Raw genomic sequence first — 23,302 nt, forward strand, 5'->3', positions numbered from 1 at the left:
TCCGGACTGATCAGGAACATCCTGGCCGGTTAAGATAACTTTAACAGTCCCGCCTCAGGCGGGGCTGTTTTATTTTCTGCCCACCCGGATTTTTAGTGTAAATTTGTAACCCTGTAACGAGATTGCAGGCATTGAGATTCGTCGAAAAATAATTTATTCTGAAATGAAAGAATCGAAAATTCGTTGTTCTTTCTGCAGCCGCTCCAAAGATGATGTGCAGATACTGATTGCGGGTGCTGAAGGACATATCTGTGAAAACTGTGTGGCCAACGCACAGGAGATCATTGACGCGGAGCTCTTCACTCCCGGCAAAAAGCCTGCTGCACCAGCCGCCAGCGCTATGCCCAAAGTAGCTAAGCCCATGGACATGAAGAAGTTCCTGGATGAATACGTGATCGGGCAGGACGATGCTAAAAAAATACTGGCCGTAGCGGTTTACAACCACTACAAAAGGCTGAACCAGCAGATAGGAGACGATGAAGTGGAAATCGAAAAATCCAACATCATCATGGTCGGTGAAACCGGTACCGGTAAAACACTGCTGGCCAAATCCATCGCCAAACAACTTAACGTGCCCTTTACCATCGTAGATGCTACCGTATTTACAGAAGCAGGCTATGTAGGTGAAGACGTGGAAAGTATCCTCAGCCGCCTGCTGCAGGTATGTAACTACGACGTGGAAGCTGCTGAACGCGGCATCGTATACATCGATGAAATCGACAAAATAGCCCGTAAAAACGATAACCCTTCCATCACCCGTGATGTAAGCGGCGAAGGCGTTCAACAAGGCTTACTCAAACTGCTGGAAGGAGCCGAAGTACTGGTACCTCCGCAAGGCGGCCGTAAACACCCTGAACAGAAACTGATCAAGCTGAACACCAGCAACATCCTGTTCATCTGCGGTGGCGCTTTCGACGGTATCGACCGCATCATCAGCAGAAGAGTGCAGACACATTCCATCGGCTTCACTGTCAACAAAGACAAGGAAGAAGAGAACAGAAAACAGATCCTCCGGTATGTAAATTCCCAGGACCTGAAATCTTTCGGCCTGATCCCCGAATTACTGGGACGCCTGCCGGTAGTGACCTATCTCAACTCACTGGACCGCGACACACTGAAAGCGATCCTCACTGAGCCGAAGAATGCACTGATCAAACAATACAAGAAACTGTTCGCGATCGAAAACATAGACCTCCATGTGGAAGCCGAAGCGATTGAATATATCGTGGACAAAGCCATGGAATACAAACTGGGCGCCCGCGGCCTCCGGTCTATCTGTGAAGTGGTACTGAGCGATGCCATGTATGAACTGCCATCTGCCAATGAAACCACTTTTGCGCTGACGAAAGAATATGCCCAGGCTAAACTGGAACAGTCTACCTTATCGAAGCTTAAAGTAGCGTAATCAATTACGGATGACGCGTTACAAATGAAGAATGGGAGAAATCCTGTATCCACACACTGTAACCTGTCATCCGTAATTTGTAATTAACCTTTAAAACCCACTATTATGCAGGAACTTATTCAGCAATTACAGGCCAAAGCCGGCCTCACACCTGAACAGGCCGCCCAGTCGATTGAAGTGATTAAAGAATACGTGAAAGGCAAACTTCCTCCCTTTATTGCGGGTACTGTAGATACCTGGTTTGCCAATATGTCCGACAAACCCGGCGAAAAGAAAGAAGGCCTGATGGACAAAGCCAACGACTTTCTCGATGATGTAAAAGACAAAGCTGAAGACTGGAAAGATAAAGCAGAAGATTGGGCCGAAGATGCTAAAGACAAAATCTCCGACCTCTTCAACAAAGATAAAAAACAGGCATAACCAGCCATCCGAAAGATATAAATGAAAAGCCCCATTGACGCGGTCAATGGGGCTTTTCATTTGTACGTCATTATAAACTCTTCAGGTACAAAAACAACGCCTGCAACTCCTCATCTGAATATTGGGCCGTCATGCTCCACGGCATGTCCTCATTTTTGAGCTTCAGGCCTTCCGGGGTATTACCGGTACGCAATACCGTCATAAACTCCTGTGCGGTCCATTTACCTACATTGCCTTTAGACGTGATATCAGCCACTTTCTTACCGCCGGGAATAGGACTGTCACCGCCGGTAAATTTGGGGTTATGGCATCCCGTACAGGACACAGACAGGTATTCCCCATACTCCCTGGTAACCGCAACGGGCATGGCACCAGGTTGCTGATAGGAATGATCTATCATCTCCGCCGGGAAAAGCGGCAGTTTGCCCAATACCGCCAGCACTTTACCTACAGGGCCGGTCTTTATGGGAGGCAACGTCCTGTTGACCGCCGGTTGCGCTTTACAAAAAGCGATAAGGGCTGCCACGTCTTTGTCGGACAGCTTTGCGGTCTCATAAGAAGGCATCAGCTTCAGGGTTTTGTTGTTGGTACCCAGACCGTGGCGCATGGCTTTGAGCCAGTCCTGATCAGTATAACCGGCAGGACGGCCACCTTGTCCGCTGGTGAGGTTGGCCCCAGCCAAAAGACCGATAGCCGGATCGTTGAGAAAGATCTTGCCTCCCAGGTCGGCGCCGTGACAATCACCACAACCTTTGATCGCATACAGGTGCGCACCGGCAGCTATCGATGCAGCATCATGTGGGATCGTTATTGGCCGCACTTCTACCGCATATTGTTTATTCACATGCGTGCCGTACACATAAAAGAAAATACCGAAAATAATCAGTAACAGGACTGTAAGGCTCAGCAAAACAATGCCGGTCCATTTCAGGATCTTGGGGAACATCATAATAACAATTGTTGGTTTAGGAATCAGCAGGTAAAATTAAAACAGGGAGTTTTGCCGGATATCAGTAGTACTACTCATTTTTAACGTAGAAGAGGGCTGCTTTTAACGTATGAAAGCATAACGTGGATTACAGGCCGTAATACTATTAGTAAGATGCAGATGAGGCTTTTCCGGTATAAGAAAGCACCCGTTTTAAAGGGTGCTTTCCAGTGCGTAAAAGTGTTTCAAATCTTTCTTTGATTTTGTGTTAAGGTTGATAAACGGTAAAGAGTGATGAATTAACCCAAATTTAACGTTCCTTTTGCAATATTAAATAACACTAAAGGGGTAATATTTCATTTTATTGTCAAAAAAGATAAATGGTTTGCCGCTTATCTTTTTTTAAATTAAAAAAAAATCGCTTATCTCCTGTCTATCAAAATCAATATTCAAAAACGCTGTAGTTATCTTAATGCCTCTCTGGCGATCACAATCTTCTGAATTTCAGAGGTTCCCTCCCCGATGGTGCATAATTTTGCATCACGATAATATTTTTCTACAGGAAAGTCCTTTGTATAGCCATAACCACCGAAAATCTGCACCGCGTCATTGGCCACTCTCACTGCTACTTCGGAGGCGAAATATTTCGCCATGGCTGCCTCTTTTGTCATTTTCACACCGCGGTTTTTCATGTCCGCAGCCTGCAAAGTGAGCAGTGTAGCGGCTTCTATCTCGGTCGCCATATCTGCCAGCTTAAAAGACACCCCCTGGAATGAAGCAATAGGCTGATCGAACTGGTGTCTTTCTTTAGCATATTTCACCGCAGCATCACGGGCGCCCATCGCGATACCCAGCGACAGCGCTGCAATAGAGATACGCCCGCCGTCCAGTACCTTCATGGATTGTATGAAGCCATCGCCTTCCGCTCCCAGCATATTGGCGGCCGGAATGCGGCAATTATCAAAAATCATTTCGGCAGTTTCTGAAGCACGCATGCCCAGTTTATTCTCTTTCTTACCTCCACTGAAGCCCGGCGTGCCTTTCTCCACCACAAAGGCGGTCATACCATGACTGTCACGCACATCGCCGGTACGGGCTATCACAACGGCCACATCACAGCTTTTACCGTGGGTGATCCAGCATTTGGTGCCATTTAGCACCCAGTGGTCACCGTCCTTTTTGGCCACACATTTCATGTTCATCGCATCAGAGCCAGTGTTGGGCTCTGTGAGGCCCCATGCGCCAATCCACTCGGCAGTGGCGAGTTTGGGCAGGTATTTCTTTTTCTGTTCTTCATTGCCAAACTGGAGAATGTGCCCTGTACACAAGGAATTGTGTGCCGCCACACTCAGGCCGATAGCGCCGCAAAAACGGGCAATCTCACTGACAACGGTCACATATTCCAGGTATCCCATGCCGCTGCCACCATATTCCTGTGGAACCAGCACTCCCATTAATCCCAGCTCGCCCAGTTGTTTGAACAACTTTACAGGAAACTCCTGTGTTTCGTCCCATTCCAACACGTGCGGTACTATATGTGTTTTTCCGAAATCCCGGATCATTTGCGCGATCTGTTGCTGCATGTCCGTTGGCTCAAAATTCATAACGTGCGGGTTTAAAAAGTGATTACAATGTAATGTTCAATTTTACGATAAATAACGTCATCCACCAACGGTAGCTGCCGGAGCTCCTCCACACGCCTGAAAGCCCCATGGGCACTACGATACTGTATGATAAGACGGGCTAGTTTATAGCGTATGTATGGATGTGCCGCCAAAGATTTTTCATCTGTGAGGTTGAGGTCTATTTTTTTTAGAGATCCGTTACTGATCTGCAATAAAGGTTGAATTTTTTTAAAGGTGCTGTCTGGCAGGCCATAACATTCGCCCACCTGGCTAACGTCGTAGAAGCCGCCCAGCTTCTCCCGGAATGCTACGATACGCCTCGCAAAACCGGGGCCTATGCCCGGCAGCAGCTGCCATTCGGCCGTATCAGCGGCATTAACATCTATTGCCTGTGGCAGTGGTTTACGATGCCGGGCACCGTAATGATAAGCGGTGTCCCTGCGTTCCGCATGCATACTACTGTCCGGCCTCCTGTCAGCAACGCTGCCCGTAATCCGCACATAAGGCTGCAACTGCCGGCATAACGAGGGAGATAGTCCGTATATGCGCTCCAGATCGGCGGCTGAGCGGAACCGTCCGCCTTTCTGCCGGTAACGGTCGATGGTGGCAGCCGTCCGGGCGCTTACCCCCAGCCGCTGCCAGCCTTCGGCAGGCAGGGTATTGGGGTCGAAATAAAACAATGCGGCGGGTACAACGGCCGCGGCTACACGATCGGCAGGTAAATCAGGTGCCAGCGGTTTGTTTGTTACATCTGCTGCAGCGGCTTCCAGGGAACGCAGCGCGGCAGCACAACCGGCCGTGTCCGGCGGGGCAGTCCCGTGTAAATAAAACCACAGGTCTGGCGCCCGGCTGGTAAGCCATACCAGCAACAGCAACAGGACAATGCCTGCCTGCTCTTTGCGGGAAAAGCGGAATAATTCTTTCAGGGAAGTTTTGTGCATAAGGGGTTATCACTTGTCCCCAAGTTAATGCACGGCTGTCAGGAAAGTGTTAACAGGAAGTAAACGCCGTTATATTTCCAGCGTAAGGCCATCATAGGCCAGCGCCATACCGTCGGGCAGCTCTTGCATCACTTCGTCGTGCAGGCCCATCTGGTGACTGATATGCGTGAAATACACCTGCGGCACCTCCAGCTCGCGCCCCAGTGCGATAGCCTCTTCCAGCGTAAAGTGAGAGATATGTGTTTCTTTTCGCAGCGCATTCAGCACCAGTATCTTCGACCCGCGGATTTTTTCCTTTTCTTCCGGTGCAATAAAATTGGCATCGGTGATATAGGTGAAATCGTGAATCCGGAAGCCCATTACCGGCATTTTATAGTGCATCACCTGTATAGGCGTGATCGTGAGGCCATTAATCTCAAACGGCACATCATCAATGGGTTTCAGGTTGATCTCCGGAATACCGGGATACTTGAAATCAGCGAAGGCGTAGGCAAATTCCCGCATGATAACGTTCTGCGAGAAATCAGTCGCATAAATATCGATAGCGCCCTGCTGGAAATAGTTGAATGCCCGGATATCGTCCATCCCGGCTATATGATCTTTATGAGAGTGCGTGATCAGTACTGCTTCCAGGTGTTTTACCTGTGCCCGCAGCATCTGGTAGCGGAAATCGGGAGTAGTGTCCACCACGATATTGCCCGCCGGTGAGGAAATAAAAATACTGCTTCTCAGGCGTTTGTCTTTGGGATTGGAAGATGTGCATACTTCACAACCGCAAGCGATGACAGGTACGCCCTGCGATGTGCCTGTTCCAAGAAATGTAACTTTCATCCTAGCATTAGTTTTCTGGTGCCTCTTCCCCGAGGGCCGCTGCGTTGTCAGCATCCGGCACGGGCTTACTGTTCAGGATCTGCTTGTAGAGCTTGTGTGACTCTGCGGTGAGCAACTCCTCATCCAGCGGCAGCGTGGATAAAATATCCAGCAGCGTGTTAATACGTCCTTCCAGGTTCAGGAACTTATTGATCACCACAACCTTCCTGTCTTCAAGGATACAATAACCAGAAGTAAAAGAACCTTTTTCAAAACGCAGTATGTACTTGGCATCTTCAAAAATCTTCTCCAGCTTAGTCAGGTTATTAGGTGTGATCTTAATATTCATACCACAAATCTAAACAATTACTTGGATACCATTCTCACCACGGGCACGATCATCTCTTCCAGAGAGATACCGCCATGCTGGAAGGTATTGCGGTAATAGTTCACAAAATAATTGTAGTTGTTAGGATAACACAGATAACCATCGCCGCGGGCGAAAATATAGGATGAGTTGACATTGGGCTTAGGCAGACCGGCATCCCTTGGATCGCGGAAAGCCAGTACTTCCTTCGGATCATAGTTGAGATTACGGCCGTGTTTATATCGGAGGTTGGTAGTCGTTTGTTTATCGCCGATCACTTTTACCGGCGTCTTTACCCGCACGCTGCCGTGATCGGTAGCGATGATCAGGTTGATTTTTTTATCACCAATACGTTTGAGCGCCTGATGCAGCGGGCTGTGCTCAAACCAGCTGGCGGTAAGGGAACGGTAAGACGTTTCATCACTGGCCAGTTCTTTCAGCACTTCCATTTCCGTGCGGGCATGGCTGAGCATATCCACAAAATTGTATACAATGATGCTCAGCGGATAGTCCAGCAGGTTATGGATGTTACTGAGCATATGCTGCGCGTCGGTATGGTTGGTCACCTTGGTGTAGGAAAACCGGGCATCCATTTTCATGCGTTGCAGCTGGGACGCAAAGAACTTCTCTTCATACAGGTTTTTCCCGCCTTCTTCGTCATCATTCTTCCATTCTTCCGGGAACTTGTGTTCAATATCTACCGGCAACATGCCTGCGAAGATGGCGTTACGGCTGTATTGCGTACTGGTAGGCAGGATACTGTAGAAAGTATCTTCCTCCACCACCCTGAACGATTCCTGGAAAATGGGCAGGATAGCCTTGAACTGGTCCAGCCGCAGGTTATCTATCAGCAGGAACACATTCGGCACATCAGGGTCCATAAAAGGAATGATCTTTTTCGCGAAGAGCGTATGAGACATCACTGGCGCATCCGTCGCTTTGGGGTGCAGCCAGTTGGAATAATTACGGCTGATGAATTTGGCGAATTCCGTATTGGCTTCCGCTTTCTGGGCATTAAACACTTCCAGCATTTCCGGGCTGTTGGCTTTGGTCATTTCCATTTCCCAGTACACGAGTTTTTTGTAGATATCCATCCACTCGCTATGGTCGGGGTTGGAATTGAGCGCCATAAACAGGGAGCGGAACTCCTGCTGGTAGGCTGTGGTGGTTTTTTCGGCCACCAGCCTTTTGTTGTCTATGATTTTTTTGAGAGATAATAATACCTGGTTGGGATTGACCGGTTTGATCAGATAATCGGTGATCTGTGAGCCGATGGCGTCGTCCATTAAGTTTTCAGCCTCGTTTTTGGTGATCATCACCACGGGTATCTGCTGGTCTATCTCCTTGATTTTGCCCAGTGTCTCCAGGCCGGTAAGGCCGGGCATGGACTCATCGAGCAATACCACGTCCACCACCTGATCTTTGAGGAATTCCAGCGCATCGTAGCCGTTTGTGAGTGCGGATACGTTATAACCTTTGCTTTCGAGAAAAATAATCTGTGATTTGAGGGATTCAATTTCATCATCTACCCACAGTATGTTGATCTGGCTCATAGTTCGTTTTATGGTTGCGGAAAACAGAAAATTACCGCTAATTTTTGGCAAAAATCATTCCCCTGGTCATCCATTGCGGTAATTATATGTTAAAAATGGGCCATGCGGTTAAAATCCGGGATGGAAAAAAGCGGGTCGGTCCTTAAAGTTGATTACCTTCGCATACAACATTTTTCTACCTGTAACCTACCAATTGTTTTTTACTGTAAATAGGGGTTTTCCCTATTAAAAGCGTCATTATAAGTAAAAAAAATACATATAATTAATTCATAGTGTAGTTTTGCATAATGGCACTATGGATTTCAGGTGCGCTTAGGCATTTGAAATTGAATAATCTGATGCAATGACCGAACGCAAGCGAAAAATTGTTAATGATCCGGTGTATGGCTTTATTACCATAGATCACCCGTTGATTTTTAACCTACTTTCCCACCCCTGTTATCAGCGTTTACGCCGGATACACCAGATGGCTCTCGCTCATTTGGTTTACCCCGGGGCCATGCATACACGTTTTCATCATAGTCTCGGCGCTTACCACCTGATGACCATGGCGCTCCAGGAGCTGAAGAATAAAGGTGTTGATATCACTCCCGAAGAAGAAGTCGCCGCCAAACTGGCTATTTTACTGCATGATATAGGCCATGGGCCGTATTCCCATGCACTGGAAAACGGCATCATCGAAGGCGTGTCCCATGAAGCTATTTCGCAGTGGCTAATGGAAGACCTCAATCGCCAGATGGACGGAGCACTGTCACTTACCCTCGATATTTTTAACGGCCGTTATTATAAAAAATTCCTGCATCAACTGGTTTCCAGCCAGTTAGACGTAGACAGGATGGACTATCTCAATCGCGACAGCTTTTTTACCGGCGTGGCGGAAGGCACTATCGGGTACGATCGTATCATCAAGATGCTGACCGTACATAACGGAGAGCTGATGGTGGAAGAGAAGGGGATTTATTCCATCGAAAAGTTCATCGTGGCCCGGCGGCTGATGTACTGGCAGGTATATCTGCATAAAACAGTACTGAGCGCGGAAAACATGCTGGTAAAAATCCTGCAGCGGGCAAAAGCCCTGGCACAGGATGGCCAACAGCTGTTTTGCTCGCCGGCGTTATCCTATTTCCTGTACAATACTGTCAGCAAAGACAATTTTGAGCGGGAACCGGATTGTTTACGGCTGTTTTGCATGTTGGATGATTATGATATTATGGGCGCAATAAAAGTCTGGTCAGAGCACCCGGACAAAGTACTGTCACTTTTATGTAAATGGCTTATTAACAGGGAGTTATTCAAAGTGGTATTAACCAATGAACCGTTTGACAACAGTGCGGTTGACCTGCTTCGCCAACAGGTGGCACAAAAATGGCAGATCACAGACAGCGATCTGGATTATTTCGTTTTCACGGACGTGGCCTCTTTGAGGGCTTATAATGTGAACGACGAAAAGATCAATATCCTGTTTAAAGACGGAACTGTAAAAGACATTTCCTCGATAGACAACGCATTGATTAGTCACACACTGGCTATACCGGTAAAAAAATTCTACATTTGTCATCCAAAAATCTAGGCTAACAAGGTTTTGCAAGCTTTAAAACATTAAAGAATAAATTCATACATTCCGGAGTAGGCCTGGAAAACATTACAAATATTAATTATGCAGTTTAGCGCATTACAGTTAGCGACCATGTTAGATGGTACGTTGGAGGGAAATCCGGACGTGAAGGTGAGCAACATCGCCAAAATCGAAGAAGCAGGCGAAGGCATGCTCAGTTTTATTGCCAATCCTAAGTATGAAGAGTTCATATATACGACGAAAGCATCTATTCTGATCGTGAATGAAAGCCTGGTGATAGAACGTCCTATCCATTCCACATTGATCCGGGTAAAGGATGCTTACAGCAGCTTTGCCCTGTTGTTGGAAAAATACCGTTATCTGACCGGCAACAAGTCCGGCGTCCAGCAGCCTTCCCACATTCCCCAGTCTGTAAAGATGGGGCAGAACGTATTTGTGGGCGCGTTTGCCTACCTGGGCGAAAACGTGGTACTGGGCAATAACGTAAAAATATATCCTGGTGTGTACCTGGGCGAGAACGTGGTGGTGAATGATGACGCGGTATTATACCCGGGCGTAAAAGTATATGACAACTGTATCGTAGGCAGCCGTGCCATTCTTCATGCCGGTTGTGTGATCGGTGGCGACGGTTTCGGCTTTGCGCCGCAGCCGGACGGTTCATATAAGAAAGTACCGCAGATTGGCAACGTGGTTATTTATGATGACGTGGAAATTGGCGCCAATACGACTATCGACAGAGCTACAATGGGCTCTACGATCATCCGCCAGGGGGTGAAGCTGGACAACCTGATCCAGGTAGCCCACAACGTGGATATCGGCATCAATACCGTGATTGCCGCTCAGACCGGCGTTTCCGGTAGCACCAAAATTGGCCAGAACTGCGTAATCGGCGGCCAGGTAGGCATGGTAGGCCACATCCACATCGCCGATGGCACCAAGATCAACGCCCAAAGCGGACTTTCCAAGTCTATTACTGTTCCCAACAGCTCTCTCACCGGTTCCCCGGCGTACGATTATAAAAGTTCGCTGAAAAGTCAGGCAATTTTTAGAAATTTGCCGGACCTTGAAAAACGCGTGAAAGAATTAGAGGAGATGGTAAAACAACTGTTACAAGAAAGAGCAGGGGTTTAATTAATCTGAAGATCAAACAGTTATACATTAGTTAATATGATGGAAAATCAACAGTTGCAGAACCAGCATACCCTGAAAGGCGATATTAGCATTTCGGGCGTAGGTTTGCATACAGGAGCCAGTGTAAACATGACGCTGAAACCGGCATCACCGGGTTCCGGCATCAAATTCCAACGTGTAGACCTGCCTAACCAGCCCGTTGTAAAAGCGGACGTGGATTACGTAGTAGACACTGCCCGCGGCACCACGCTGGAACATAACGGCGCCCGCGTAAGCACGGTAGAGCACCTGCTGGCAGCACTGGTAGGTACCGGTGTTGACAACGTTCTGATTGAGCTGGACGGTCCGGAAATTCCGATCATGGACGGTAGCTCCCTCCCTTTCATCGAAGCGATCGAAAGAACAGGGACCCAGGACCAGGACGCCAAAAAGATCTATTATACTATAGATACCAATATCAGCTATTACGACGAGCAGAAAAAAGTAGAGATGGTAGCCTTACCGGCACTGGACTACAGCATCACCTGCCTGATCGACTTCAATTCTCCCGTACTGGGCACCCAGCACGCGAAAATGAAGAACATTGAGCACTTCCGGAACGAGATCGCGTCTTCCCGCACCTTCTGTTTCCTGCATGAGCTGGAATATCTGCTGAGCAATAACCTCATTAAAGGCGGCGATATCAACAACGCCATTGTAGTGGTAGACCGTGCCGTGAATGAAGAAGACATGTCACGCCTCGCCAAAGCCTTCAATCGCGATACCATCTCCGTACAACGCGAAGGTATCCTCAACAACATTGAGCTGCGTTTCCCGAACGAACCGGCACGCCACAAACTGCTGGACGTAGTGGGCGACCTGGCGCTGATCGGATATCCCATCAAGGCGCATATCATTGCCAACCGTCCGGGCCACGCTTCCAACGTGGAGTTTGCCCGTAAGATCAAGGCATACATCAAAAAGAACAAACACAATAAAGACGTTCCGGTATATGATCCCAACCAGCCACCGATCTTCGATACACCCCGTATCGAAAGAACGCTGCCGCACCGTTATCCGATGCTGCTGGTAGACAAAATCATTGAACTGGGCGAAGAAAGGGTAGTCGGCATTAAGAATGTGACCTTCAACGAACACTTCTTCCAGGGCCACTTCCCCAGCAACCCTGTAATGCCGGGCGTTTTACAACTCGAAGCACTGGCCCAGGTAGGCGGTATCCTGGCACTGAACCGCGTACCGGACCCTGAAAATTATGATACCTACTTCCTGAAAATCGACAACTGTAAATTCAAACAGAAAGTCGTACCAGGAGACACCATGATCCTGAAAATGGAACTGCTGAGCCCCATCAGAAGAGGGCTTGTGGAAATGCGGGGAACGGTTTTCATTGGCAATAAAGTTGCTACCGAAGCCGACATGATAGCACAAATTATAAAAACCAGAGAAGGCAAATAAAAGCAATGATCCACCCGCTTACATACATACATCCGGACGCCAAGGTGGCGCCTAATGTTAAAATTGATCCGTTTACCGTCATCCACAAAAACGTAGAAATCGGCGACGGCACCTGGATAGGCTCCAACGTAACCATCATGGAAGGAGCCCGCATCGGTAAAAACTGCCGCATCTTCCCAGGCGCTGTTATTTCTGCTATCCCTCAGGACTTAAAATATGCGGGTGAAGAAACCACTGTGGAAATAGGGAACAACACTACTATCCGTGAATTCGTGACCATCAACCGTGGTACGCGCGACAAGTGGAAAACCAAGATCGGCGATGACTGCCTGATCATGGCTTACAGCCACATTGCGCACGACTGCGAAGTGGGCAATCACTGCATCTTCTCCAATAACACCACCCTGGCAGGACACATCACCGTGGGCGACCACGTGGTACTGGCAGGCATGGTGGCCATCCAGCAGTTCTGTAAAGTAGGCGACCACGCCTTCGTTACCGGCGGCTCCCTCGTGCGGAAAGATGTACCTCCTTATGTAAAAGCCGCCCGTGAGCCCCTCTCCTATGTGGGCATCAACTCGGTAGGCCTGAAAAGAAGAGGTTTCGCCCTGGAAAAAATCAATCATATCCTGGATATTTACCGTGTGATTTTTGTGAAGGGCTATAAATTATCCAAGGCCATCAGCATCATCGAAGCTGAGTTCCCTGCAACTGATGAAAGAGACGAAATTCTGTCCTTCATCCGTGAATCCGGCCGTGGTATTATGAGAGGTTATACTTCCCATTCCAATGACGATATCTCTTGACCAAACAGGTAAACGTTTCAACTACGACTGGATATTTCGTGGTGTGAGCCTTACCTTCCGGGAAGGAGAACGCTACGCGATTCTGGGGCCTAACGGTTCAGGAAAATCCACTTTACTACAGATTATCAGCGGCGCCGTTCAACACAATGAAGGCACCGTACAATACAGCACACCGGAAAAACCCATCGCTCCCGATGCGTTTTTCCGGTACTGTGCTATTGCAGCCCCTTACCTGGAGCTCATAGAAGAATTTACCCTCACTGAGATCATCACCTTCCATACCCAGTTCAAATCCTTCCTGCCCGGTATTACACCCGCCATGGCCATGGAAATGGTAGGACTGGAGAAAGCGGCCCACAAACAACTCCGTAACTTTTCCTCCGGGATGAAACAGCGTATCAAACTGGCGCTCGCCATTCTCAGCGATGTGCCCGTACTATTGCTGGATGAGCCCTGCACGAATCTCGACTCCGCCGGTGTAGCGCTTTACCAGGGGCTGATCAACCAATACGGAGGCAACCGCCTCATCATCGTCAGTTCCAACGACGAACAGGAGTATTTCATGTGTAAACACCACATTCGTATAACCGACTACAAACAATAGTGCTGTCATATCGCGATTTTGTTATCTTCGTTGCCAACTAACCGTCTTCGCGCTATATGATTACTGCCGGCAAAAAAGTACTTAACGGCTGGGCCATGTATGACTGGGCCAACTCCGTATACAATCTCGTTATCACTACCACCTTCTTTCCGATTTATTTCCTCGCCGTCACCGACGAGCACGTATCCTTTATGGGCATGCGTTTCGTCAACTCCGCCCTGTATAACTATACCATGGCGGCGGCTTTCCTGCTGGTAGCGATCGCATCTCCCATCCTGTCGTCTATTTCCGACACCCGGGGCAATAAAAAGAACTTCCTGAAATTTTTCACCATCTTGGGCTCCGTGTCGTGCGCAGCCCTTTTCTTTTTCACCAAAGGCTCCCTCTGGCTGGGCGTGCTGGCCTTTATGCTGGCCACCATGGGCTACTGTGGCGGACTGGTATTCTATAACTCCTATCTGCCTGAAATAGCCGCTCCTGAAGACCGTGACCGTATCAGTGCCCGAGGCTATAGCATGGGGTATATCGGTAGTGTATTGCTGCAACTGGTGGGCTTTGCCCTGGTCATGACCCTGCCTTTCGGATTGGATGAAGGCATGGCTGTAAGAGGCACCTTCCTCCTGGTAGGTGTATGGTGGCTGGGATTTGCCCAGATCACTTTTGCCACGCTGCCAGCCTCCAAAGCCACTGTCAGCAAACATACCAGCGGTGCGCTCACCGAAGGGTTCGGCGAACTGCGCAAAGTATATGCCCAGGTAAAAACGATGCCGGTGCTGAAACGTTTCCTGCGTGGGTTCTTCTTTTACAGCATGGGCGTACAGACCGTCATGATGGCCGCTACCATCTTCGGCAGTAAAGTGCTGCGTCTGCCATCCGACAAGCTGATTGGCACCGTGGTGATCATCCAGGTGGTAGCTATCGCCGGCGCGTGGGGCATGGCCCGCCTTTCCGGCATCTTTGGCAATCTTCGTGTATTGATTGGCGTTATCATTGTATGGGTAGGTATCTGCATAGCTGGCTACAAAATGCAAACCGCTACCGACTTCTATCTGCTGGCCACCGCGGTAGGCCTTGTCATGGGCGGTATACAATCACTCAGCCGTTCCACCTACGCCAAACTAATGCCCGAAACAAAGGATACCGCCAGCTTCTTCAGCTATTACGATGTTACTGAAAAACTGTCGATTGTGATCGGTATGTTTTCTTTTGCTTATATTGATGATTATACGGAAAACATGCGTAACTCCGTACTGGCGCTGGTCGTGTTTTTTGTGATCGGCCTGATATGGATTATTTCAGCGTTGCTGAAACAACGGCAACTGGCCAGTGTGGAAACAGAAAAAGAAAAGCATTTAGTCATGTAGTTGCCACGGCAACCCAATACACGAGCATATGAAATTATACACCATCGAAACGGGTTTCTTCAAACTGGATGGCGGCGCCATGTTTGGCGTAGTGCCTAAAACACTGTGGAGCAAAACAAATCCTGCTGATGAAAATAACCTGTGTTCCTGGGCCATGCGTTGCCTGCTTATCGAAGACGGTAACCGCCTGATACTGATCGATAACGGTATCGGTGATAAACAGGATGCTAAATTCTTCAGCCACTACTATCTGCACGGCGATGCTACGCTCGACAAATCCCTTGCTGCACATGGTTTTCACCGTAACGACATCACGGACGTGTTTTTAACGCACCTCCATTTTGATCATTGCGGCGGCAGTATTATACGGGAAGGTGACAAACTCGTCCCTGCCTTTAAAAACGCTACCTTCTGGAGTAATGAAGACCACTGGAAATGGGCCACTGTACCCAATGACCGGGAAAAAGCTTCTTTCCTGAAAGAGAACATCCTCCCTATCCAGGAGAGCGGTCAACTGAAATTCATTGCCCTTCAGGAAGGCGTCACCTTTACTGATCACATAAGTATCCGTTTTGCCAACGGGCACACCGATGCCATGATGCTGCCACAGATCCGGTATAAAGACAAAACCATTGTATATATGGCCGATCTGCTCCCTTCCATCGGGCATCTGCCGCTTCCTTATGTGATGGCTTATGACATGTTCCCGTTGACGACCCTCACGGAAAAGAAAAAATTCCTACAGGAAGCGGTTGACAACCAGTATGTGTTGTTCTTTGAGCATGACCCTGTCAATGAATGCTGTGTGCTGCAAACCACCGAAAAAGGTATCCGGGCGGGAGAAACATTTGCCCTTAGCGCCCTGTAGCACTGTCAGTATGTCATTGCCCACAGGCCCGCATCATTTTTGATCTGCATACAACATGGCTATACATATTACACCGGATAATAAACTGAAAAAACTGATCGTTGTTGGCGACCGTGTACTGATTAAGCCAACGACGCCGCATGACCGTACCAAAAGCGGATTATACCTGCCTCCCGGTGTGCAGTCGAAAGAAAAGGTACAAAAAGGATATGTGATCAAAACCGGTCCCGGTTACGCTATTCCCGTTCCCGTGGAAGACGAGGACTCCTGGAAACCGGAAGAGGATAAAGTCAAATATATCCCATTACAGGCCAAAGAAGGCGACCTGGCCATCTTCCTGCTCAGTGGTTCCACCGAGATCGTATATGAAGACGAAACATACTTCATCGTGCCACAGGGAGCCGTCCTGATGCTGGAGAGAGAAGAAGACCTGTAAATCATTTAGGAATTTAGAGATTTTGATATTTAGATCCCGCCCGCTGGGCGGGATTTTTTATTTATATTATCGGGAGATTATATTTCCTTTCGGGCGTGCAAACTGCCATCCAACGGCAGCGATTGCAACCGGTTTTTGTTATCTTCATAAAAAACAATTTACACCATGGCCAATCAAGAAGCATTTCTGGAATCCATTAAGAACGGCTATACATTTAAAGGCGAGCATTTCAAATTAGGATGTGCTATGCTGGATGGTGAAGTGATCAGTGGAGCAGATGTATTCCTCCCCCTGAAAACCATGAACAGGCATGGTTTGATTGCCGGCGCCACCGGTACAGGTAAAACCAAGACCCTGCAGGTAATCGCCGAAGGCCTCAGCGATGCCAGCGTTCCCGTGTTACTGATGGACATCAAGGGCGACCTTAGCGGTATTGCAGCTGCCGGTACTGACAACCCAAAAATTCAGGAGCGGTACCAGAAAATCGGCGGCTCCTGGTCACCCGCCGCATATCCTTCCGAACTGCTGTCCCTCAGCAACGAGAAAGGTATCCGCTTACGCGCCACCACCAGCGAATTTGGTCCCATACTACTCTCCAAAATACTGGAACTGAATGATACCCAGGCCGGCCTCGTAGCCATGTTGTTTAAATATTGTGACGATAATAAACTCCCGCTGCTGGACCTGAAAGACTTCAAAAAGGTACTGCAATTTGCCTCCGATGAAGGCAAAGCAGAACTGGAAAAAGACTATGGTAAAATATCCACCACTTCCACCGGCACTATCCTCCGCAAAGTGATAGAACTGGAACAACAGGGCGCTGATCTCTTCTTCGGAGAAAAATCCTTTGAAGTAGATGACCTGATGCGCATCAGCGACGATGGCCGCGGTGTAGTATCTATCCTGCGGGTGGCCGATATCCAGGACCGCCCCAAACTTTTCTCCACCTTCATGCTCAGCCTGCTGGCAGAACTCTATGCCACACTGCCTGAGGAAGGTGACCTAGACAAACCCAAACTGGTGATGTTCATCGACGAAGCGCACCTGATCTTCAACGAAGCCAGCGACGCGTTATTGAAACAGATAGACACCATCATCAAACTGATACGCTCCAAAGGCGTGGGTATTTTCTTCTGTACCCAAAATCCCATGGACATCCCGGCTTCTGTGCTTGGACAACTGGGCCTTAAAGTTCAGCACGCCCTGCGCGCCTTCACCGCCAACGACCGCAAAACCATCAAACAGACCGCCGAAAACTATCCGCTGTCTGACTTCTATAAAACTGATGAACTGCTTACCCAGATTGGTATTGGTGAAGCGCTGATCACCTGTCTCAACGAAAAAGGTGTGCCTACGCCGCTGGCCGCCACCATGCTGGTATCGCCGCGTTCCCGTATGGACGTGCTCACCGATGCGGAAATAGACACCCTCGTCAACAATTCCAAAATGGTGAAGAAATATGCCGAAACCATCGACAACGAAAGCGCCTACGAAATACTGACTGCCAAGTTGCAGGAAGCAGCTGAAAAAACAGCCACAGCCGCCAGTTCCGGCTCATCCGGCTCAGGTAAACAGAAAGAAGAGAAAAGCCTGCTCGAACAGGTAATGGGCAGCTCCGCCATGCGGCAGGCAGGCCGTACAGCCGCCAGCGTTATCACCCGCAGCCTGCTGGGCGCACTGGGCCTGGGCGGCAAAAGCAAGAAATCATTTTTTTAGCAGGCACCACAACCGGTTACGATTGATGGCTAAAGGATTTGTGCAAAAAAACTGACCGTTTTTTTATACTTTAATCCGGATAAATCTTAACCGGCGGCACGCCGATTTAAACGATAATTATGAGTAAAGTGATCAAAACGGGCATCTGCTCCTTCGGCATGTCCGGACAAATTTTCCATGCGCCATTTATTTATGTGAACCCGGGCTTTGAATTTACCGCCGTGGTGGAACGCAGCAAGGACCTGGCCAGACAAAGATATCCTAACGTAAAAGTATATACGTCAGTTCCCGATATGCTGGCAGATAAAGAGCTGGAGCTGATCGTAGTAAATACCCCCAACTACACCCACTTTGAATATGTGAAAGCCGCGCTGGAAGCAGGTAAGAATGTGATCGTGGAAAAACCTTTCACCGTAACAACCGCTGAAGCGGAAGCACTCATCGCGCTGGCGAAAGAGAAAAAGCTGCTGCTTAGCGTGTACCACAACCGCCGCTACGACAGCGACTTCAAAATCGTGCGCAAAGTACTCAACGACGGTCTGCTGGGCGATGTCCTCGAAGCTGAAATCCACTACGACCGCTTCAAGGAAGAACTGAGCTATAAAAAACATAAAGAAGTAGCCAATCCCGGCACCGGCAGCCTTTACGATCTCGGCTCCCACCTGATAGACCAGGCGTTGCAGCTGTTTGGCTTCCCTACATCCGTATGGGCAGATATCAGGATCATCCGCAAGGATTCCGTGGTAGACGACTACTTTGAGCTGGTGCTTTTCTATGACACCCTGCGTGTACGCCTGAAATGCAGCTATCTCATCAGGGAAGCACTGCCTTCCTATCAGATCCATGGCCGCATCGGCTCCTTCATCAAAACAAAATCCGACATACAGGAAGCACAACTGCAAAGAGGCCTGCTGCCCAACAGCCCGGACTGGGGCGCGGAAGCGCCGCATGAATGGGGACTGCTGCACACCACCATCGACGGGAAAACGGTAAAACAATACCTCCCCGGCACCAGCGGCAACTACATGGACTACTATCAGGGTATCTACGAAGCCATTGCTAACAATGCCCCTAACCCGGTAGATCCGAAAGATGCCGAAAATGTGATCAGAATTATTGAAGCTGCCTTCCAGAGCAGTAAAGAAGGCCGTGTAATTTCATTGTAATATTTCGTCATTTGGTTATTTGATTATTAAAGTATGCTCAGACAGTCTTTCAATAATCAAATAACCAAATGCTTAAATGACTAAATGCAAAGTTTCCCTTCCTCATCACGGCGTAGCAGCCCTTCTTCATTCATAAACTGCAATACCGCCATCAGATCGCTTCTGCGGATATCAGGTAACTGCTGATGCAGTTCCGCAAACAGCAGGGGTTTATCTTTCAATATCACAGTAACGTTGTCAGATATACGTTTAAACGATGCAGCATCCGGCGGGGATGATTTTTTCTTCAGGCATACATCACAGATACCACAAGGTTCCGCGTCCTTCTCTCCAAAATAAGCCACCAGCTGCTGCGTGCGGCAGGTATCACTGTGACGGGCATACGCAAACATAGCCGCGAGCCGGTCAGCATATACCTTTTTACGCACTTCTACCCGCGCCATATTGATACGCAGGTTGGACGCCGATACCCTTTCCTGTAAAAAGCAGAGCTGTGGCTCATCACGCCGGGCGTGATAATGGATGATGCCGTATTGATGCAGCTGTTGCAACAAAGCAGCGATATCATCGTCCTCCATGTACATAATCCTGCCTATCTGTCTTTCGTATATCGGCACGGAGTGATCAAAAATACCTTCATAGGTACGCAGCAACACCTTGATGATCTCTTCCAGTGCGGGATACGCGTTTTCAAAAGCGTACAGGGATTCTTTATTGGTCACAAATTCCGCCCGTGAAGGTAGGAACACACTTTCACTCAGTTGCAGCACCTCTTCCTGTTCCAGCAGTTTGACAGCGCTGTATACCATCGTGAGGTTCAGCTGGAATGTGCGGGCAAAATCGTTGATATCGAAATCAAAATATACGCCTTCCGCGCTGCCTACCGGCACCTGTAAATAGTTCACCACGCATTGGTACACTTCCCGCACCTGTTCCAGCGTAGGGAACTGCAATGCAATACGGTCATGCATTTCCGCCAGTTCTTCTTCGTTGTACAGCAGTACAGCATATGCCTTTTGTTCATCCCTGCCTGCGCGGCCGGCTTCCTGGTAGTAAGCTTCCAGGCCATCGGGCATATCGTAGTGCACCACAATACGCACATCCGGTTTGTCGATGCCCATGCCGAAAGCATTGGTACAGACCATCACCCTGTTTTCGTTATTGATCCAGGCTTCCTGCCGGACGGTTCTTTCAGCCTGTGGCAGGCCGGCGTGGTAATAACTGGCAGATATGCCCTGCAGTTGCAGCAGGTCGGCTATTTCTTTGGTCCGCTTGCGGTTGCGGCAATACACGATACCGCAGCCTGGCACACGGTCCAGTATATGTTTTACTTTATCGATTTTAGTGGCTTCTTCCAGCACACTATAAGAGAGATTAGCGCGGGTAAAGCTTTTGGTAAACACTTTAGCGTCCTTCATCAGGAGCTTGTCACAGATGTCTGTCTGCACTTTGGGTGTGGCAGATGCTGTAAGCGCCAGTACCGGCGCCTCCGGGAAGTAGCTCCGGATATCCGCTATTTTCAGATAGGCAGGACGAAAATCGTATCCCCACTGGGAAATACAATGCGCTTCATCCACCGCAATCAGGTTCACCGGCAGGCCGTCGCAGTAGGTTTGAAACAGTTTGCTTTGCAGCCGTTCAGGAGACACGTACAGGAATTTGCATCCGCCCCTGCGGGCCGCTTCCAGCACACGTTCCACGTCTTTATACAACATCCCGGAATAGATGGAATACGCCGTGATGCCTTTCTTTTTGAGGTTGGCCACCTGGTCTTTCATCAGCGCAATCAACGGTGTGATCACGAGGCACAGCCCCGGTTTGATCATAGCGGGCACCTGAAAACAGATGGACTTGCCGCCGCCGGTAGGCAGCAGCGCCAGTGTGTCCTGACCTGCCAGGATACTGTTGATAATATCTTCCTGTAATGTGCGGAACTGGTTATGACCCCAGTATTGCTGCAATATGGCTACGGGTGTACTCAAATTATTCGCTGAATAGTGTGCCCGCAATTTACTATTTAGGACGCACTTACCACCCGTTTATACCGCAACCGGACGGAATTGATGGCCAGCACCACATCGGAGAAGCCCATCACACCGGCTGCCAAAATAGGATTGAGCCATCCAAGAGCGGCCACCGGAATGGCTACCACATTGTAAATAAAGGCCCAGAAAAGGTTTTGTTTGATGGTAAGGTAAGTATGTTTTCCCAGTCCCAGCGCCAGCGGCAGCGAGCCAAGGTTATTGTTGAGCAGTATTACATTAGCGCTCTGCATGGCCACCTGCGTGGCATCGCTGAGGGAGATGCCGATCGTGGCTTTGGAAAGTGCCGGAGCATCGTTGATACCATCACCTACCATGGCAGTAGGCGCTTGCTGCATGAAGCGGTCGATCTGTTCGAGCTTTTGCTGCGGCGACTGTTCTGCATATACCTCCGTGATACCCAGCGCTGCGGCCAGTTCCCGGCATTTGCGGGCAGTGTCGCCACTGAGCAGCACTGGCTGAATACCAGAAGCTTTCAGTTGCTGAATCACAGTAGCTGCTTCGGGTCGTATTTCATCTGCAAAATCGAGCCAGCCCATGAGCGCGCCGTTGCGTACCAGGTAAAGATTGTGGCTATCATCACCTGTAAGCCCGGCTGCCATACGGAAAGAGCCGAGCTCCCATTCGTTGCCTTCTTTGTCTTTAGCCCGCATGCCCAATCCTTTATGTTCGCGCACCTGCTGCAATGGCACTTCTCCGGCCGGTTTCCACATAGCGGCCACTGAACGGGCAATCGGATGGGAAGAATATTTCTCCAGGCTGTAAACGATCTGACGGAAAACTGTGTCTTCCATCGTAGTATGATAATGACGAAGGGTCAGTTTACCTGTGGTGAGTGTCCCTGTTTTATCGAATACGACCCGTTTGATGTCTTTAAAGAGCTCTAATGTATGCCCTCCTTTGATCAGGATACCGTTGCGGGCGGCGCGTCCCAGTCCTACCATGACAGCTGCCGGCGTGGCCAGCCCCATCGCACAGGGACAGGCGATCACCAGGACGGCTATACTGCGCATCATAGCCGTACCGAAAGTAGTGTGGCCGATAAAATACCATCCCAGGAAAGTAACTATGGCGATGCTCAGTACCAGCGGAACGAAGATGGCGCTGATACGGTCGGCCAGCCGCTGCATAGGTGGCTTATCGCTCTGGGCCTGTTTTACCAGTTCAATGATATAAGACAGCACGGTGTCCTTACCGGTAGCGGTGATGTATACTTTGATACTGCCATCTTCCAGGATGGTGCCGCCAATGACTTTGTCTTTTTCTTTTTTGTTGACAGGGTCACTTTCGCCGGTGATCATGGATTCATTGATATGCCCGCTGCCCCAATAGATAGTACCGTCCATCGGTATTTTGTCACCCGTGTTGACCAGCACACAGTCCCCGGGACGGAGCGTCCGGTTATCCACTTCGTGAATATGTTCGTGTCCATGGTCGGTATTGATCAGGCGGGCCATTGTAACCTGCATGCGGGCCAGTTCTGTGATGGCGGTGGTGGTTTGTTTTACAGACTTTTCCTCCAGCAGGTTGCCCAGGAATACGAGGGTGATAATGGCCGCCGTAGTCTCGAAGAACAGGTAATCTGGGTTGCCGTTCACCAGGGCGCCGATAACGCTGTAAATGAAAGCAGCCGAAGCGCCCAGGGTCACCAGCACGTCCATATTGGCCATGCGGTTCATGAGGGAGCGGACAGCACTCTTACCAAAATGCCACAGTCCGGTGATAAATACCGGCAGTGTAAGCCAAAACTGCGTCCATGGGTTGTGCAGCCAGTGCCAGTCGACCCACATGTGCAGCAGCAGTGGCAGGGTAAATATTAAGCAAAAGAAAAATTTAAAGTTCAGGGTTTGGTAAACCGGTACTTTAGCCGATGCCTGGTCGGGCAATACCACGCGGAAACCGAGGTCGTTGATACCGTTCAGCACTTCCGCCGAATCAGCGCCAGCGGGGGCGATGAAACTCACCTCTTCCGTAGCAAAGCTGACATTGATATTTTCCATGCCCTTTTTCTCGAGGTATCGGGACACGCTGAGCGCACAATTGGTGCAGTGCATGCCTTCCACCTTGCAACTTACTGATGTCATGGTGT

At 49.2% G+C, this 23,302-nt stretch carries 20 protein-coding genes; 12 read left to right on the forward strand and 8 right to left on the reverse strand.

Going from position 1 to position 23,302, the window contains the following annotated elements:
• The first annotated feature begins 163 nt into the window (after positions 1-163).
• Together clpX and HHL17_RS00370 are read left to right on the forward strand one after the other, a co-directional pair.
• Positions 164-1,405, forward strand: coding sequence for an ATP-dependent Clp protease ATP-binding subunit ClpX (gene clpX / locus HHL17_RS00365; RefSeq protein WP_169222845.1), 1,242 nt, complete (start codon positions 164-166; stop codon positions 1,403-1,405).
• Between the two features lie 105 nt (positions 1,406-1,510).
• A complete protein-coding gene (locus HHL17_RS00370; protein ID WP_169222846.1) occupies positions 1,511-1,825 on the forward strand; it encodes a YtxH domain-containing protein in 315 nt (104 codons plus the stop codon).
• Positions 1,826-1,895: 70 nt separating this feature from the next.
• On the opposite strand, the gene HHL17_RS00375 is transcribed toward HHL17_RS00370, so the two are convergent.
• The 6 genes from HHL17_RS00375 to porX form a co-directional block, all read right to left on the reverse strand.
• The gene (locus HHL17_RS00375; protein WP_169222847.1) at positions 1,896-2,774 is read right to left on the reverse strand and encodes a c-type cytochrome; all 879 of its coding nucleotides are present in this window, start codon (positions 2,772-2,774) and stop codon (positions 1,896-1,898) included.
• A 443-nt stretch (positions 2,775-3,217) separates the two neighbouring features.
• Positions 3,218-4,357: an acyl-CoA dehydrogenase gene (locus HHL17_RS00380; RefSeq protein WP_169222848.1), complete on the reverse strand. Its 1,140-nt coding sequence runs from the start codon at positions 4,355-4,357 to the stop codon at positions 3,218-3,220.
• 11 nt (positions 4,358-4,368) lie between these two features.
• On the reverse strand, positions 4,369-5,319 hold the full coding sequence (locus HHL17_RS00385) for a ComEA family DNA-binding protein (protein ID WP_169222849.1): 951 nt from the start codon (positions 5,317-5,319) through the stop codon (positions 4,369-4,371).
• A 69-nt stretch (positions 5,320-5,388) separates the two neighbouring features.
• Positions 5,389-6,150: an MBL fold metallo-hydrolase gene (locus tag HHL17_RS00390; protein WP_169222850.1), complete on the reverse strand. Its 762-nt coding sequence runs from the start codon at positions 6,148-6,150 to the stop codon at positions 5,389-5,391.
• A gap of 7 nt (positions 6,151-6,157) precedes the next feature.
• Positions 6,158-6,478: a hypothetical protein gene (locus tag HHL17_RS00395; RefSeq protein WP_169222851.1), complete on the reverse strand. Its 321-nt coding sequence runs from the start codon at positions 6,476-6,478 to the stop codon at positions 6,158-6,160.
• A 17-nt stretch (positions 6,479-6,495) separates the two neighbouring features.
• Positions 6,496-8,049: a T9SS response regulator signal transducer PorX gene (porX, locus tag HHL17_RS00400; RefSeq protein ID WP_169222852.1), complete on the reverse strand. Its 1,554-nt coding sequence runs from the start codon at positions 8,047-8,049 to the stop codon at positions 6,496-6,498.
• A gap of 499 nt (positions 8,050-8,548) precedes the next feature.
• Here porX and HHL17_RS00405 point away from each other — a divergent pair, with 499 nt between their 5' ends.
• The 10 genes from HHL17_RS00405 (at position 8,549) to HHL17_RS00450 (ending at position 19,171) form a co-directional block, all read left to right on the forward strand.
• Positions 8,549-9,619, forward strand: coding sequence for an HD domain-containing protein (locus tag HHL17_RS00405; RefSeq protein WP_240975056.1), 1,071 nt, complete (start codon positions 8,549-8,551; stop codon positions 9,617-9,619).
• A gap of 87 nt (positions 9,620-9,706) precedes the next feature.
• Positions 9,707-10,756 (forward strand): UDP-3-O-(3-hydroxymyristoyl)glucosamine N-acyltransferase, encoded by a 1,050-nt coding sequence (gene lpxD / locus HHL17_RS00410; RefSeq protein WP_169222854.1) that lies wholly within the window; start codon positions 9,707-9,709, stop codon positions 10,754-10,756.
• Positions 10,757-10,792: 36 nt separating this feature from the next.
• The gene (locus HHL17_RS00415; protein ID WP_240975057.1) at positions 10,793-12,211 is read left to right on the forward strand and encodes a bifunctional UDP-3-O-[3-hydroxymyristoyl] N-acetylglucosamine deacetylase/3-hydroxyacyl-ACP dehydratase; all 1,419 of its coding nucleotides are present in this window, start codon (positions 10,793-10,795) and stop codon (positions 12,209-12,211) included.
• Positions 12,212-12,216: 5 nt separating this feature from the next.
• The gene (lpxA, locus tag HHL17_RS00420; RefSeq protein ID WP_169222855.1) at positions 12,217-13,017 is read left to right on the forward strand and encodes an acyl-ACP--UDP-N-acetylglucosamine O-acyltransferase; all 801 of its coding nucleotides are present in this window, start codon (positions 12,217-12,219) and stop codon (positions 13,015-13,017) included.
• A complete protein-coding gene (locus tag HHL17_RS00425; protein WP_169222856.1) occupies positions 13,001-13,621 on the forward strand; it encodes an ABC transporter ATP-binding protein in 621 nt (206 codons plus the stop codon). The genes lpxA and HHL17_RS00425 overlap by 17 nt, the downstream gene beginning before the upstream one ends.
• 56 nt (positions 13,622-13,677) lie before the next feature.
• Positions 13,678-14,985: an MFS transporter gene (locus HHL17_RS00430; protein ID WP_169222857.1), complete on the forward strand. Its 1,308-nt coding sequence runs from the start codon at positions 13,678-13,680 to the stop codon at positions 14,983-14,985.
• A 28-nt stretch (positions 14,986-15,013) separates the two neighbouring features.
• Complete coding sequence (locus HHL17_RS00435) at positions 15,014-15,853, forward strand: MBL fold metallo-hydrolase (protein WP_169222858.1); 840 nt, start codon at positions 15,014-15,016, stop codon at positions 15,851-15,853.
• A 55-nt stretch (positions 15,854-15,908) separates the two neighbouring features.
• Positions 15,909-16,289 (forward strand): co-chaperone GroES, encoded by a 381-nt coding sequence (locus tag HHL17_RS00440; protein WP_206155882.1) that lies wholly within the window; start codon positions 15,909-15,911, stop codon positions 16,287-16,289.
• A 165-nt stretch (positions 16,290-16,454) separates the two neighbouring features.
• Positions 16,455-18,005, forward strand: a complete 1,551-nt coding sequence (locus HHL17_RS00445; protein ID WP_169222859.1) for a helicase HerA-like domain-containing protein — start codon at positions 16,455-16,457, stop codon at positions 18,003-18,005.
• Positions 18,006-18,124: 119 nt separating this feature from the next.
• A complete protein-coding gene (locus HHL17_RS00450) occupies positions 18,125-19,171 on the forward strand; it encodes a Gfo/Idh/MocA family oxidoreductase (RefSeq protein WP_169222860.1) in 1,047 nt (348 codons plus the stop codon).
• Between the two features lie 80 nt (positions 19,172-19,251).
• Here the strand turns inward: HHL17_RS00450 and HHL17_RS00455 are convergent, their stop codons facing one another.
• Entirely contained in the window at positions 19,252-21,153 is a 1,902-nt protein-coding gene (locus tag HHL17_RS00455) for a RecQ family ATP-dependent DNA helicase (protein WP_169222861.1), read from the reverse strand.
• Positions 21,154-21,188: 35 nt separating this feature from the next.
• On the reverse strand, positions 21,189-23,297 hold the full coding sequence (locus tag HHL17_RS00460) for a heavy metal translocating P-type ATPase (protein WP_169222862.1): 2,109 nt from the start codon (positions 23,295-23,297) through the stop codon (positions 21,189-21,191).
• Between the last annotated feature and the right edge of the window lie 5 nt (positions 23,298-23,302).

The organism is Chitinophaga fulva, assembly GCF_012927205.1.
GTDB lineage: Bacteria > Bacteroidota > Bacteroidia > Chitinophagales > Chitinophagaceae > Chitinophaga > Chitinophaga fulva.

Bases quoted from the DNA above. Each gene is read 5' to 3' on its own strand.
- HHL17_RS00430 (WP_169222857.1), top strand. From the start codon at position 13,678: ATGATTACTGCCGGCAAAAAAGTACTTAACGGCTGGGCCATGTATGAC.
- HHL17_RS00440 (WP_206155882.1), top strand. From the start codon at position 15,909: ATGGCTATACATATTACACCGGATAATAAACTGAAAAAACTGATCGTT.
- HHL17_RS00390 (WP_169222850.1), bottom strand. From the start codon at position 6,150: ATGAAAGTTACATTTCTTGGAACAGGCACATCGCAGGGCGTACCTGTC.
- HHL17_RS00425 (WP_169222856.1), top strand. From the start codon at position 13,001: ATGACGATATCTCTTGACCAAACAGGTAAACGTTTCAACTACGACTGG.
- lpxA (WP_169222855.1), top strand. From the start codon at position 12,217: ATGATCCACCCGCTTACATACATACATCCGGACGCCAAGGTGGCGCCT.
- clpX (WP_169222845.1), top strand. From the start codon at position 164: ATGAAAGAATCGAAAATTCGTTGTTCTTTCTGCAGCCGCTCCAAAGAT.
- lpxD (WP_169222854.1), top strand. From the start codon at position 9,707: ATGCAGTTTAGCGCATTACAGTTAGCGACCATGTTAGATGGTACGTTG.
- HHL17_RS00380 (WP_169222848.1), bottom strand. From the start codon at position 4,357: ATGAATTTTGAGCCAACGGACATGCAGCAACAGATCGCGCAAATGATC.
- HHL17_RS00385 (WP_169222849.1), bottom strand. From the start codon at position 5,319: ATGCACAAAACTTCCCTGAAAGAATTATTCCGCTTTTCCCGCAAAGAG.
- porX (WP_169222852.1), bottom strand. From the start codon at position 8,049: ATGAGCCAGATCAACATACTGTGGGTAGATGATGAAATTGAATCCCTC.
- HHL17_RS00445 (WP_169222859.1), top strand. From the start codon at position 16,455: ATGGCCAATCAAGAAGCATTTCTGGAATCCATTAAGAACGGCTATACA.
- HHL17_RS00370 (WP_169222846.1), top strand. From the start codon at position 1,511: ATGCAGGAACTTATTCAGCAATTACAGGCCAAAGCCGGCCTCACACCT.
- HHL17_RS00405 (WP_240975056.1), top strand. From the start codon at position 8,549: ATGCATACACGTTTTCATCATAGTCTCGGCGCTTACCACCTGATGACC.
- HHL17_RS00435 (WP_169222858.1), top strand. From the start codon at position 15,014: ATGAAATTATACACCATCGAAACGGGTTTCTTCAAACTGGATGGCGGC.
- HHL17_RS00395 (WP_169222851.1), bottom strand. From the start codon at position 6,478: ATGAATATTAAGATCACACCTAATAACCTGACTAAGCTGGAGAAGATT.
- HHL17_RS00450 (WP_169222860.1), top strand. From the start codon at position 18,125: ATGAGTAAAGTGATCAAAACGGGCATCTGCTCCTTCGGCATGTCCGGA.
- HHL17_RS00460 (WP_169222862.1), bottom strand. From the start codon at position 23,297: ATGACATCAGTAAGTTGCAAGGTGGAAGGCATGCACTGCACCAATTGT.
- HHL17_RS00415 (WP_240975057.1), top strand. From the start codon at position 10,793: ATGATGGAAAATCAACAGTTGCAGAACCAGCATACCCTGAAAGGCGAT.
- HHL17_RS00375 (WP_169222847.1), bottom strand. From the start codon at position 2,774: ATGATGTTCCCCAAGATCCTGAAATGGACCGGCATTGTTTTGCTGAGC.